The sequence below is a fragment of the Flavobacterium reichenbachii genome (assembly GCF_002217435.1).
Lineage (GTDB): Bacteria > Bacteroidota > Bacteroidia > Flavobacteriales > Flavobacteriaceae > Flavobacterium > Flavobacterium reichenbachii.
Genome location: NZ_MUHF01000003.1, coordinates 192228 through 206417 on the forward strand (window position 1 = coordinate 192228; position 14190 = coordinate 206417).

Annotated in this window: 13 protein-coding genes and 1 tRNA gene; 1 reads left to right on the forward strand and 13 read right to left on the reverse strand. The window is 32.4% G+C overall.

Translation table 11 applies throughout. The features are described 5' to 3' along the window. Positions 1-2: 2 nt before the first annotated feature. From B0A68_RS04030 to B0A68_RS04055, 6 genes are all read right to left on the reverse strand, one after another. Positions 3-1574, reverse strand: a complete 1572-nt coding sequence (locus B0A68_RS04030; RefSeq protein WP_035684528.1) for a type I restriction-modification system subunit M — start codon at positions 1572-1574, stop codon at positions 3-5. A 71-nt stretch (positions 1575-1645) separates the two neighbouring features. Beyond that, positions 1646-2347: a hypothetical protein gene (locus tag B0A68_RS04035; RefSeq protein ID WP_035684527.1), complete on the reverse strand. Its 702-nt coding sequence runs from the start codon at positions 2345-2347 to the stop codon at positions 1646-1648. 572 nt (positions 2348-2919) lie between these two features. Next, positions 2920-3732 carry a DUF5131 family protein gene (locus B0A68_RS04040; RefSeq protein ID WP_035684526.1) on the reverse strand — a complete coding sequence of 271 codons (813 nt, stop codon included), beginning with the start codon at positions 3730-3732 and terminating at the stop codon, positions 2920-2922. Between the two features lie 106 nt (positions 3733-3838). Continuing rightward, positions 3839-4258: a hypothetical protein gene (locus B0A68_RS04045; RefSeq protein ID WP_123947474.1), complete on the reverse strand. Its 420-nt coding sequence runs from the start codon at positions 4256-4258 to the stop codon at positions 3839-3841. Between the two features lie 140 nt (positions 4259-4398). Further along, positions 4399-4683 carry a MerR family transcriptional regulator gene (locus B0A68_RS04050; RefSeq protein ID WP_123947475.1) on the reverse strand — a complete coding sequence of 95 codons (285 nt, stop codon included), beginning with the start codon at positions 4681-4683 and terminating at the stop codon, positions 4399-4401. 81 nt (positions 4684-4764) lie between these two features. Further along, positions 4765-5535 (reverse strand): hypothetical protein, encoded by a 771-nt coding sequence (locus B0A68_RS04055; RefSeq protein WP_035684522.1) that lies wholly within the window; start codon positions 5533-5535, stop codon positions 4765-4767. A 198-nt stretch (positions 5536-5733) separates the two neighbouring features. Between B0A68_RS04055 and B0A68_RS04060 the strand changes: the two genes are divergently transcribed. Continuing rightward, positions 5734-6234, forward strand: a complete 501-nt coding sequence (locus B0A68_RS04060; RefSeq protein WP_035684520.1) for a hypothetical protein — start codon at positions 5734-5736, stop codon at positions 6232-6234. Between the two features lie 49 nt (positions 6235-6283). Here B0A68_RS04060 and B0A68_RS04065 read toward each other — a convergent pair whose 3' ends face one another. From B0A68_RS04065 to B0A68_RS04095, 7 genes are all read right to left on the reverse strand, one after another. After that, entirely contained in the window at positions 6284-7528 is a 1245-nt protein-coding gene (locus B0A68_RS04065; protein WP_035684519.1) for a site-specific integrase, read from the reverse strand. A 270-nt stretch (positions 7529-7798) separates the two neighbouring features. Next, positions 7799-7883 (reverse strand) — tRNA-Ser (locus B0A68_RS04070). A gap of 148 nt (positions 7884-8031) precedes the next feature. Next, complete coding sequence (locus B0A68_RS04075; protein ID WP_035684518.1) at positions 8032-8433, reverse strand: acyl-CoA thioesterase; 402 nt, start codon at positions 8431-8433, stop codon at positions 8032-8034. Position 8434: 1 nt separating this feature from the next. Then, positions 8435-9568: a 3,4-dihydroxy-2-butanone-4-phosphate synthase gene (ribB, locus tag B0A68_RS04080; protein ID WP_035684516.1), complete on the reverse strand. Its 1134-nt coding sequence runs from the start codon at positions 9566-9568 to the stop codon at positions 8435-8437. A 2-nt stretch (positions 9569-9570) separates the two neighbouring features. After that, positions 9571-11025: an LptF/LptG family permease gene (locus B0A68_RS04085; protein ID WP_035684514.1), complete on the reverse strand. Its 1455-nt coding sequence runs from the start codon at positions 11023-11025 to the stop codon at positions 9571-9573. Between the two features lie 8 nt (positions 11026-11033). Further along, a complete protein-coding gene (locus tag B0A68_RS04090) occupies positions 11034-11726 on the reverse strand; it encodes a LolA family protein (RefSeq protein WP_316930978.1) in 693 nt (230 codons plus the stop codon). 6 nt (positions 11727-11732) lie between these two features. After that, positions 11733-14183 carry an FtsK/SpoIIIE family DNA translocase gene (locus B0A68_RS04095; RefSeq protein WP_035684513.1) on the reverse strand — a complete coding sequence of 817 codons (2451 nt, stop codon included), beginning with the start codon at positions 14181-14183 and terminating at the stop codon, positions 11733-11735. Positions 14184-14190: the final 7 nt, after the last annotated feature.

The following is a 14190-nucleotide window of genomic DNA, read 5'->3' on the forward strand; positions in this document are numbered from 1 at the left end:
GATTAAAAAGGAGTTACTATATTCAATTGTTTACAAAAATTAGTCAGTATTTTGTCCGTATCAGAAATGCTTTTGTCTAACGCTTTTATTTCATTCGCAATAGCGTTAATGTCAATGCTATCTTCGGCTTCAAAGGTATCTACGTAACGTGGAATGTTCAGGTTGTAATCGTTTGTGGCAATTTCGTTCAAAAGAATTCGCTTGCTGTATTTTTTTTCTTCGCTTCGGTTTTTATAGGTTGAAACAATTTTTTCGATATGTTCCTCACGCAAAATATTTTGCGTTTTTACCTTTTCAAAATGTTGGCTGGCATCTATAAACAAAACATCTTCAGGGTTTTCTTTACATTTCTTGAAGACCATTATACACGTTGGTATAGTTGTTCCGTAAAAAATATTAGCTGGCAAGCCAATAATGGCATCTAGATAATTACGGTTTTCAATTAAATACCTGCGAATGTGTTTTTCGGCACCACCACGAAACAAAACACCGAGTGGTAAAACAATAGCCATGGTTCCATTATCAGCCAGATGATGAATCATGTGTTGTACAAAAGCAAAATCAGCCTTACTGCTAGGTGCCAGTTTTCCATATTGTGAAAAACGGTCATCAGTGGTAAACAAAGTATTAGCACTCCATTGTGCCGAAAATGGAGGATTGGCAACAATCGCCTCAAAAGTCATCTCTCTATGTTGAGGATGTTCTAAAGTATCTTCTTGTTTTATATCAAATTTTCGGTAATGAACACCATGCAAAATCATGTTCATACGAGCTAAGTTGTAGGTAGTACGATTCATTTCCTGACCATAAAAATCACCAACATCTGTAACTTCCTTAGCTACTCGAAGTAAAAGTGAACCAGAACCGCAAGTTGGGTCATAAACAGATTTAAGTTTTTCTTTTCCTGTAGTTACAATTTTCGCAAGTATCATACTCACTTCCTGTGGAGTATAAAATTCACCAGCTTTTTTACCCGCATTACTTGCAAATTGACCAATTAGATATTCGTAGGCATCTCCTAAAACATCTAATTCAGTATGTTCCAACTTAAAATCAATTTTATCCAAATGGGACAACACTTTTGAAATAATTTCGTTTCTGGCTTCTGGTGTTTTTCCTAATTTGGTACTGTTTAAATCCATATCCTCAAACAAGTTGTCAAAATCTTCCTCACTTTCGGTGCCCATCGTACTCAGTTGAATGTTGGTAAGGATTTTTTGCAAGTCCTCTAAAATGAAGTTGCTGATACCTTCAACATCGCTGTTACCGCGCTTAGCAACTTCGGTGAAGAGTTCATCGGGTTTCAAAAAGTAACCTAGTTTATCCAGTGCTTCTTCTTTAACCGCTTCAATTATTTCAAGCGTATTCTCATCTGAACCAGTAAGATTTCTGAACTTGAGTTTGTCTTGTTTTAATATATCATTGGCGAAAATTTCCATTTTCTCCGCTAGGTACTTATAGAAAATGAATCCCAATATGTAATCACGAAACTCATCGGCATTCATTTTGCCACGTAAAGTGTTGGCTATATTCCAAAGTTGTTGTTCGAGTTGTTTCTTATGGTCTTCTGACATTGTTAAGGCTAAATTTAGTAATATGGGCGAATTTACATTTTTTAGCCTTAATCTGGCAGATAAATTGAATTTTAAACTTGAACTATTTGATTGATTTTTTCCAAAACTTCATCTGTAATTATAATCCCTTTATAATCATTACGCTTTTTTTCGCTATGAAGTCTTTTAGCTATGCCGATGAATTTTTGAAAATCCATTGAAGTTGAATTTGCTTTTTCAATAAAATCCACTACATCTTCTGGTTCTTCATATCCTAGTTGACCCAAAATATCATAGACTGAAATTGTGTCATCCAATTGATGTTTAGTTAGTATGTTTTTACTTGACTTACCTGTGTTGATTTCTATATTGTAATTGCTAACTTCTTCATTTGAATCCTCATTTTGAGTAGCAGTCGTTGATAGAATAGATTGACTTATTTTTTGTTTAGTTGAATCGATGTTTTGAATCGATTTTTCAGGAGTTAAAAAAGCATCAAGTTTATCAATATTAACCGTAATTTCATGTCCAGAGGTACCCGTTTTCTCATTATAATCCTTTTTTACGGAACTGAAAAAATCTAATTTGTTTAATTCTCTTAAAACTGACCTGATTCCACTATATTTCAAGCCGAATCTCAAGGCTAAGTTATTATTAGTTTCGAAACAGATTTTTCCATTCTTTTGCCATCCTAGGATGTAGGAAACAAATAATTTTTGGGTTGAAGATAGTTTTGTTGTCGCTAGTAAATTGTAGGATACTTTTACGAAGTTTTTCATTTGTTTTTCTTTCATATTTATTTGATTTTAAATTGTTTTTACTTGTTTTATTTCAGCAGGTGATGCTGTTTTGAACGCAGTGGTATGATGTTATTACAACGGCACCTGGTTCCAAAAGAGCAGGGGGATATTGTTGTTAAAGCAGGAGGGATGTTGAATGAAGCTCTATCAACTAGACTATTACTAGATTAAATAAGAATAGATATTAAAATAAAACTAGTACTAACTATTATATTCATGTTCAGCACGCTAATAGGTTTTATTTGTTTTTTTATTCTTTTAGAGAAACAAGAATCAATTTAGCTTTCAATTATTAAAATTAATCCAACTGAAAATAGAATAACATCAACGTATTTGAATTGCGAAGCAGTTGACATAATCATAGTTTATTAGAATTAATTTTAGGAAAACAAACTTCAACTCAATATTCTGCGAAGCATTTTATTTTTCTTTCTAAAAGAATAATATCAACGTTGCGGAGCTTTGCTTTTTTTTAGTCAAAACAATATCTCAACTAAAAGACAAGTTTAGGCTCCGCTCAATTGCCACCCCCCAATTCCGCTCACCCCCCTCCAAGAATTTAGTTGCTAGTTGTTAAGATTATTAGGAAACTCTCTAATTATCAAATCATCAGGAATAGCTTGTATTTTATCTATTTGTTTGAAGAAAAATGGTACTTGGTGCTTTATGCAGTCATCACGTAATTTTCTTCCCCAATCAGTATCAAATGGTCTTTTTGTATGACCGCTCTCGCCACCATTGATAATCCAATCTATCGAGCTTATCAAAGGAGTACCTGTCTCCTTGGCGTTAACCGTTAGGTCTATCATCTCTAATTGAGGTTCAATCGAAATGAATCGTTTGCCTTTTACTTTTGCTAGTTGTGGAATTAAATCATTTGCTGTCTTCTGACTAACAGGTGACGTGCCAAACATCACGTTTGCTGGAGGATTTTCTTTCCAACTCTCAGGAACATACTTATTGATATTTGAAGGTCTTTTGGTTAATAATAGAAATGTCAAGTTTGGTGAATTTGGAACAACTTCGTTAAAGAATTTGTCTCGTAGCTGTCCAGTATTCCAGAACTCAGCTTCGTCTTCTTTGATTGGTTCTCCTTTGTGATTTACTAAGGATTTTGGTTTTTCAAAAATGTCCATCATTGAACCAACAAAGACTTTGTGGATTTCATTCTTTTTTTCTGCTTCTTTTTGGAATTGGGATAATTTCTTCCACACATCCGCAATCATTCTTCTTGGTTTATCGTCACCCCAAACATCATTACCTACTCTTTTTGCGAAGGTCAATGCATAACAGTTATCACATCCAGTGTGTACTTTTGTACATCCCCACCATAAATTTGCCGTGTGATTCGTCCATTCAATTTTGCTATTTTCAGCCATAATTTTATTGTTTTTAAATGTTAATATTTTTAATTTTTAGTCGTAGGAAGTGCTGTACCCAATTGCTGGGCATAAAAGCATTTCGTTAAATTTTTAATTGTTTTATCTATTCAGAATCGAATAGGTAATGAGGTAATTCACTGATGTCTTGATGAACTGATTGATGACCAATGAATTTAGGTTGTATTTTTTTAAATTTCTTTAAGATTTTTTGAATGATATCTTTATATAGATTTTCATTTTTAAATTCTTCATCTTCAAGTATTTTAATTATAAAAAATCTCTCCTCATTTGAGAATTGAACAGTACTTAAAACTTCCCTTTTACCATCATCGTGTAGTAAGTATCCTTTAGACTCTGGATAAGTTAAGGTTGCTAGAATAAAAAAAAGCAAACCTCGTATTCCTCCTTCCGTTGCGTCTTCAAAGCTTTCATCGTTTCTAATCAATCCTAGTTTGCTATTTATCTCCCAAATTAGATTGTATAAATAGTTCAATTCTTCATTTGTTAATTTTACTTTCTTCATGTTTTTTGCCATTTTTATTTTATTTTTTTATGTTATACGTTAAGTTTGGGGTGTTCTCTTCCTGTCCATATTCAAATGGATTTTTTTTGTTTTACTATTTTTTGATTATTTACTCTCCAGATTAGGAAAGACTTTGAAGTTTATGCGCTTTGATTTAATCGATTATTCATCAAATCAAAATTGCTGTTCTTGACTAAAATGCTCTCTATCTCAGTAATTGGATAATAATAGATATCTCCAATCTTAGTAAAGGGAAGTAAGTTTTTGTCACGGTAACTTAGTATAGTATTATCACTAAGTCCGAAATACATTTTAAGGTGCTTGTTTCGATAATATCGCTTAGGAGATTCGATATTGTCAATTTTAGTTTTAAGCTCTTCTAATAGCTTAATAACTGGCTCGAAGGTTTCGTTTGTTTCTTTCATAGTATCAATTGTTTTGTTTTGATACTGCGAAGGTCTAAAAAATTGTTGCCAACAAATTTTTGAAGTTAACAATTGTTAAGTTTAGAATTCAAATAGATGAATAGTGTCGTTTAATTTATTTAATAGTTTCTCTAAAATCTTATTGTTAGAATCTGACTTATGTCCTGCTCTTAAATTTGATATTTCACTACGAACATCCTTCATAAGTGAAACTTGACCATTATTGCCTGCATTGTCTCTTATTTCAGTGAAACAAAAATTATTTTCAATGAATTTAGATATTTGTCCATCACTTTCAAACTTTATCAAACCTGTTTTTTCAAGGATATAAAGTAGCATAATAGATTCTTTTTTGCTCAGATTGAAAATTGCTCTATCAGTAATTCCATTTTTCTGATTTTGATTCAACTCTGACAATGTGTTTGAATTATAATCAAAATCAGTACTTATCCTGTAATCAAAATTTGCAATTTTTATAATCAAATCTCGTTTTAAATCTGTTAAAACGTCAAGTTTTGAATCAATTAATTTGCATAGGATTGGAATAGACTTTGTGTAAATTGGATTTGAATCATTTGATTCTGATAATTTTCTTCTATATTTATGATAAAGTGTGTGCAAATCTGCACCATTCGTATCTATAAGCTTAATAAATTTTTGCAAAAGCTCAACACCACTTTTTTCTTTTAACTGAATAAGAAGCTTATGGTTTAATTCTTCATTAGAGTCTTGAATTATTTTCAATTGTGATTCTAAAATTTCTTCACCTCTCTCTGAATATTCGTTTAAATCAGTATTTTTATTAAATTCTCCAATTTTATTTATTAGGTCTTGAATTTGAATTACATTCATGTTATGATATATTATGGTTACTCTGTCTAAATATAATTTTGCGCTTAATTTTCGTTAAATATCGGAAAATCTTATAAATTTATAGCATATTTGTGAAGTAGTTAAATAAAATAAAAGACCTAATTTTTGAACTCAATAAAATTGGAAGTTTTATTTTAAATAACAAATTGCATTACAAAGATTTATCTAAACACACTTATGGAAGAAGAAAATTATGGTTATATAAAATTTGTTATTGAACATACTTTTAAAAACGAAAAATTAGAGAAAGACGTTTTCTACGATGAAATTCCAGAATCAATTATATCAGTATTCAATGAAAGTTTAGATTTTGATTTTAAGGAAAATATTGAATATCTCCTTTTTTATAATGATTCATTAGATAGAACAGGAAAAGATGGAATTGCAATTGTTAAAAAAGCAGAAAATTACTATTTGATATTAAAAGAACATAGAAATAAGCCATCCATTTTTTTTCTCCATTCTGAATTTGAAAGCTGGGAAATCGAGCGACTACATTTTAATGAAATTGATTATACGTTCAATATTGCAACTGAAAGAGATGCTAAAGTTATTAGTGAAAAATATTATTACGCCGTTGGAGATGATAGTAGATTATATATTTTTAACTTCTATAACAGAAGATTTCTAGGATTGTTAATTGAGATATGTGAGCAAATAAATAATGAGTGTAATTAGAAATTATAAAGAAACAGGGCAATTAGCCCCGTTTCTTTATACAATGGATTCAAACAAAGCTTTCGCTTAATCCTTTCATGTGCTGTTTTATAGAGCCATCCATCAATTTGGCATAATGCTGGGTTTGGGTAATTCGTTTATGCCCCATAATCTGGCTAATCACTTCCATCGGAATATTATTTGCCAAAGCGACTGTAGTTGCGAAAGTGTGCCTCCCAACGTACCATGTTAAATTTTTATCGATACCACACAAATCTGCAATTTCTTTGAGATAAGCATTCATATTAGAATTACTTCGATTTGGAACCAATCGGTTTTCCTCTACACATTCTGGGTCGTCTTTGTATTTGTCTATAATGCGTTGCAAAGGAGGAATGACTAAAACATTTGTCTTTACTTTGGTTTTTTGTCTTTTAGTATGAATCCAACTGTCTAAATCATTATCTAAACTAAAATTACCTTGACGTAGGTTCATCACATCAACTGGAGCATAACTGGTATAGCAACTGAATAAGAATATATCTCGTGTTACATCCAATCTTCGATTTGAAAAAACTTTATTCTCTATAGTTCTTAGTTCTTCAAGAGTTAAAAATGTGGTATCAATATCTTTTAATTTACCATCATATATTGAAAAAGGATTATGAGTTACCAGACCAACAGTTATTGCATGATTTATCATTGAAGAAATATTTCTTAGGTATTTCACAGTAGTATTATTTCCTAAACCTTTATTCTTACCATGTATCCTTTCGAATCTTAAAAACTCATCGAGACTGTAAACAAATTGTCTATGTACTTTGTCAAACTGAATATCTTTTACTCTATGTTTAGATTGGAGAAAGTCTTTAATGACGTTTGCCATTCTTTCGTATTTTTCAAGTGAACCTTTAGCACGGTCACCTTTTGCTACTTGCTTTTTGAAATATTCATTGTGTTTGTCTATAATTTCTATCAATGTGATTTTATGTTCAGTCTTTTCGTTGAAGCAATAGTTTTTTAAATACAAAGGAGTTATTTCTGTATTATCAGGATTGTTCCGTATTAGCTCATTATATTTATTCTCAATACCATCTACTAAAGATTTTAAATAATTCTTTAGGTTAATTTCATTATCCACTCTAACTACGTTTCGAAGATTGTTGGTTTTAGACCAACGTTCTTGTAAAATGTATTTGGATGTTGAAAATGTAGAGTAGAGATTTCCTAAATAAATTTTAGCATAGATTGCCGTTTCGCCATTCTGATTTTTTTTGTCGCCTTTCAAATAAAAGCTCACTTTTAGTTTTTTCATATTTCCGTTTTTAATTAATACAAACGTACTATTGAAAGTTTCCAAGCCCCCGTTATTGTTAACAATTGTCAACTTTTGGTACCCTAATTTGAGGATTCATTCTCAGGGTACCAAATAGGGTACTTGTCGAATAAGATTTAAAGGTTAAAATGAAAATGAACTCATTTCATAATTTAAATCAAAACGACTCGTAAGTGCTGTAAAATATAGGATTTTGTAAAGTAAGGAAAGTATTGAAATGTAAAAAGCACCTCTTTGAGGTGCTTTCCGCGGAGAAAGAGGGATTCGAACCCCCGGACCTGTTACAGTCAACAGTTTTCAAGACTGCCGCATTCGACCGCTCTGCCATTTCTCCAGTATGTCGCTATCATTTTGTGATTGCGAGTGCAAATATAAGATGCTTTTTCGGTTATAAAAACTTTTTTGGAACTTTTTTTAGAACTTTTTTTAAATAATTTTCAAGTGTCTAATTATCAGTATTTACGAAAAGGAGTTTTTTATAATTATTCTTCTAAATTGTCTAAAATCGGAACAGGATTCTTGTTTTCGTCTACAGCAACAAATGAAAAAGTTCCTGAAACTACCGTTTCGCGAAGTTCGGAATACATTTGTTCCATAAAAATATCTACGTGAATTTTGCAGCTTGTTCTTCCAACACTATCTACCTTTGCCACTAATTCGATTAAAGTTCCAGCTGGAATTGCTTTTCTAAAATCAATTTGTCCTGTTGATATTGTAACAACTTTTTTTCGGCTGAAACGAGTAGCACAGATAAACGAAACTTCGTCCATGAGCTGTAAAGCTGTTCCTCCAAATAATGTGTCGTAATGATTAGTTGTATTAGGAAATACTGCTTTAAAAATATGAGTTTCCGATTTTACTATTCTTTCTTCTAATGTTCCCATATTAATAATTTACATATTCGGTTATTTCAAGTCCGTAACCGATCATGCCGACACGTTTTGTTTGTTCTGTATTTGATACTAATCTTATTTTAGAAATATCAATGTCATGAAGGATTTGAGCACCAATTCCGTAGTCTTTGCTGTCAATAATTATTTTAGGAGCTTTTAGTGTTCCTTGAGACTGCAATGCTTTAAGCTCAGAGATTCTATTTAAAAGATTCACGGCTGTCATATCCTGATTAATAAAGATTACGGCACCCTTACCGTCTTCATTTATCACTTTAAACATATCATCCAATTGCTGTTCGGCATTATTAGTCAAAGTTCCAAGTAAATCATTATTTACTTGTGAAGAATGTATTCTGGTTAAGATTGGTTCTCCTAAGTTCCAGGTTCCTTTTGTTAATGCTATATGAATTTGCTTGTTTGTTGTCTGTTCGTAAGCTCTTAATCTGAAAGTACCAAATCGGGTTTCAATATCAAAATCTTCTTTTTTAACAATTAAGCTGTCGTGCTGCATTCTGTAAGCAACCAGATCTTCAATCGAAACCAATTTTAAGTCAAATTTTTTAGCGACTTCAATTAGTTCCGGCAGACGAGACATTGTTCCGTCTTCGTTCAAGATTTCGCAGATTACACCCGCTGGTTTAAAGCCTGCTAATCTTGCAAAATCTATAGCGGCTTCTGTATGACCTGTTCTTCTTAGAACGCCTCCTTGTTTTGCTACCAATGGAAAAATATGTCCTGGACGTGCTAAATCATGCGGCTTAGTATTTTCGTCAACTAATGCCTGTACAGTTTTGGATCTGTCAGCGGCAGAAATACCAGTGGTAACACCGTTTCCTTTTAAATCAACAGAAACAGTAAAAGCTGTTTCCATATGGTCGGTATTATTGCTTACCATTGCGCGCAAATCAAGTTCTTTACAACGGCTTTCTGTAAGAGGTGTACAGATTAATCCGCGTCCGTGTGTAGCCATAAAATTGATCATTTCAGGAGTTACTTTTTCGGCTGCGGCCAAAAAATCTCCTTCATTTTCGCGATCTTCATCATCGACTACAATGATTACTTTACCTTGACGAATATCTTCTATAGCTTCTTCAATGGTATTCAGTTGTATTTTTAATCCTGACATAATTATTTTTTGTTTTGAACAGGGAAAAACCGTTCGGAAATTTTTTGAAATAGTTGCGAGATTGGAGTTGTAATTGCGTCAAAGTTGATTAACCCGTTATCGTTTGTAGCACGATAGGTGAGCAATACAGCCAATGGAGACAATATAAATGATGACATCCATGATCCCATAAAAGGAGTCATTCCGCCTTCCTGAGAAAGTCTTTTTCCAAAAGTATTAATGAAATGGAATGTAATAAAAATCAAAACGGCAAATACAATTGGTAAACCAAGTCCGCCTTTTCGAATAATCGCTCCTAATGGCGCGCCAATAAAAAACATTAAAAAACAAGCAAATGCAATTACGAACTTCTCGTACAATGCGCTTAAATGTTTATTAATATCCCTTTGTTTGTCTTTTAAATCTTTTTGAGTTGATTCGATAGAATAAATATTGCTCGTCACATTGCTGGCGGCCATTTTTAAAACATCAGACTTTTGCTTGTTTGTATATAAAGACAAAACATTATTAGGCAGAGCTTTTTTCTTTTGGTCTTTTTTTACAGGTATTGAAGATTTTTTAATTCCAACACGCTGATTTATGTTTTCTGAGAAAGAAACGATCTCGTTTTCAAGATTTTTGTTTAAAGAATCTAAAGTATAACGCAGTTCATTTACATTCAGCATTCCGTTTGTGCTGTTTACACTTTCCTTACTGTCATCAACTTTGTTTAATTCTGATAAATCAATATTAATAATGTGTTTTTTAAATTCAGCTTTTATAAAAGGCAGCTTAGCACGATCTTCATATTTTTTTGGCGTAACATCCTGATAGTAATAACCGTCGTTTAAGACAAGTTTTAAAATACTGGAACTTTCATTGCTTATCAATTCACCATCTTTAGCTTTAATAACAGTTTTGTTTTCACCAACATTATTTGCTTTTTCGTGAATGGTCACTCCTGTTAAGATATTTCCGTTTTCACCAGATTTTTTATTGACTTTAATATTATAAAAGCCGACATCATTAAATTGGCCTTCCGCAATGGCCATGGCTGGCTTGGCTTGGGCGATATTCTTTCTGAAATTAACAAATTTGTATTCTGCGTATGGAATTACATTATTGGCAAACCAAAATGCAACAAAACTTAAAATACATATAAAAATGATAAGAACCCGCATTGCTCTTTGCAGCGATATTCCAGAAGATTTCATAGCGGCAAATTCATAATTTTCCGCTAGATTTCCGAAAGTCATTATAGATGCCAGTAAAACCGATAAAGGTAAAACAAGCGGAATGATTCGCGGCATAGAGAAAAGAAGGAATTTTACAACCAATATTAAATCCAGATCTTTTCCTGCAAGCTCAGAAATAAAAAGCCATACAGTCTGTAGAATGAATATAAAAAAAAGGATTACAAATACCGTAGTAAATGTAATCAGGAATGTTTTTAGTAAGTATTTGTCTAAAATTTTCAACCTTGTAATTAGTCTAATTTATTGATGTAGTATTTCGGGTATTTACTCGCTACAAATGTAAATTGATTTTTTGACAATGGCTGATTGGTTTTAAAAGAATTAACTGTTAAAGTGGTTTTTGTTCCATTTTTTCCAGTTTCAATTAAATTATAAATGTGTTTTGTCTGAACATCAATTCCTAAAAGAATCTCTTTTCTTTGATCTTTTGCATTTGTCGGAGCTAATTTAATGTATTGAATTTTTCTTCCTTTTACATTTTGAACAATGTCCATGTTGTATTTGTAGCCAGAATTAAAGAAAGTAAGCATTTTTGAAGGTGTGATAGCGTTATCGTCTTTTTCGTTTACTTTAGAAACTGTAACTTCTTCGTCTTCAGGATTTATTGTGTATGTTTTTTGTCCGTCGAATATTTTTGTAACTCCCATAAAATTCAATACATATTGATTTCCTTTCATGGTTACATTTCCTTTGCTGTCCTGATTGATGTTTTCTTTAGCGTTGTTCAAAGAGTATTTAAAATCAATAACAATATTATCGTAGTTTTTTATTTTTGTAGTTACTTCGTTCAATAAATCTTTGGCTTTTTTATCTTGAGCTTGAATAGAAGTGAAGCTCAAAAGCATTAAAAATGCCATTTGAAAACACTTTTTAGTCATGTTTGTGATAGAATTGTTTGTGATTTCCTGAATTTTTGTTTTCATGATGGGTTAATTTTGTTCATTATTAAAAAATTGATCCAGAGCACTTAAATCGGAGATGTTTACGCTGCGGGCTTTACTGCCCTCAAACGGACCGACAATTCCGGCAGCTTCAAGCTGGTCTATTAAACGACCGGCTCTATTGTAGCCTAATTTTAATTTTCTTTGCAGTAAAGAAGCAGATCCTTGTTGTGCATTGACAATAATTTCTGCAGCTTCTCTAAATAACGTGTCTCTTTCGGAAATATCCATATCAAGATTAATGCCACTTTCTTCTCCAACAAACTCAGGAAGTAAATAAGCAGTTGCATAAGCCTTTTGTCCTCCAATAAAATCGGTGATTTTTTCTACCTCTGGAGTATCAATGAAAGCACATTGTACACGAACAACATCATTTCCATTAGTATATAATAAATCCCCGCGACCTATTAGTTGATCGGCACCCTGAGTATCAAGAATGGTTCTTGAGTCAATTTTAGAAGTTACTCTAAAAGCAATTCGGGCAGGGAAATTCGCTTTAATCAAACCTGTAATTACATTTACAGATGGTCTCTGTGTTGCAATAATTAAGTGAATACCGATAGCACGGGCTAACTGGGCTAAACGAGCAATCGGAATTTCGACTTCTTTTCCGGCAGTCATAATCAAATCAGCAAACTCATCGACAACTAAGACTATATAAGGTAAAAAACGGTGTCCAGCTTCTGGATTTAATTTTCTGGATTTGAATTTTTCGTTGTATTCTTTAATATTACGAACCATCGCATCTTTTAATAAAGAATAACGATTATCCATTTCAACACAAAGTGAGTTTAAAGTGTTGACTACTTTTGCATTGTCTGTAATAATGGCATCTTCTGTATCTGGAAGTTTGGCCAAATAATGTCTTTCAATCTTATTAAAAAGAGTAAGTTCTACTTTCTTTGGATCGACCAAAACAAATTTTACTTCTGCAGGATGCTTTTTGTATAAAAGAGAAGTCAGGACGGCATTCAGTCCGACAGATTTTCCTTGTCCTGTTGCACCCGCCATCAATAAGTGAGGCATTTTGGCTAAATCGACTACAAAAGTTTCGTTAGAAATAGTTTTTCCTAAAGCAATAGGCAATTCCATTTCTGCTTCCTGAAATTTAGCTGAACCAATAACGCTTTTCATAGAAACCATTGTTGGATTCTTGTTTGGAACCTCTATACCAATGGTTCCTTTTCCTGGAATTGGTGCAATAATACGAATTCCTAAGGCGGAAAGTGATAACGCAATATCGTCTTCTAAACTCTTAATTTTAGAAATTCGGATACCAGCTTCCGGAACAATTTCATATAAAGTTACCGATGGACCAACGGTTGCTTTTATTTGTGCAATTTCAATTTTGTAGTTACGAAGTGTGTCTACAATTTTGTTTTTGTTTTCTTCTAATTCTTCCTGATTGATCGTAATTCCTCCTGTCGAATATTCTTTTAATAAATCGATCGTTGGGAATTTGTAATTTGATAAATCTAAGGTTGGGTCAAATAAACCGAAATCAGCCACTAAACGTGATGCTAAATTTTCTTCGATAATATCTTCTTCTTCCGCTTTTTCAATAACAAATTCTTCGGTGTGAACCGGAGTTTCTGTTACCGGATTGATATTCATCTGAACTGGTTTTAAAACCGGATTCAAATCAATTTCTGATGAATTTGTGATAGTTGGTTTTAAGGCTTCTTTGTTGATTTCAAATTGAGTGTCAACAGTTTTTAAATGAATAGTGTCTAATTCTTCATCTGCTTCTTCAATAGCAAATTCTTCTAGATTATAAGCAGATTCTGGCTGTGTTACAGGTTTTAAAGTGTTTAATTCTGATTTTAATTCCTTTTTAGTAGAATCAAAATAAGATTGAATTTTTTCTGGCGATAATTTTATTTTAAAGATCAAATAAACAATCAATCCAAAAAGCAGCGTCAATAAAGTTCCTGTTTTTCCTATATAATCCTGAAGGAAAAAATTAAGTTCATATCCAATTGTTCCGCCTAGTTCTGGTGCTGAAGTTGCAAAGAATCCGAATAATATTGAAACAATTATAATGGCAAATAAATCCCAGAACCAGATGTTTTTTAATTTGCTGGTAGAAAGTTCTAATGCAAAAAACATTCCGGTAAGGAAAAATAAACGGACAAAAATAAAAGAGGCAAGTCCGAAACCTTTATATACAATCAAATCGGCAAGATAAGCTCCGAATTTTCCGAGCCAGTTTTGTACAACTTCTGTGCGATCGCCAAGCTGGCTTACTGCACTTTGATCATACTGCCATTGTCCGTTGACATAAAAAGAAATGAACGCAACTAATAAGGCGACTGAAAAGAGTACCAAAAGACAGCCCAAAACAAATTTTTGTTGTTTGGTGAGCTTCCAAGATCTTTTAGTCTCAGTTTGTGATTCTTTTTTTTTGTCTGAAGTTTCTTTTTTGGTTGTTTTTGCCATTCTTGCG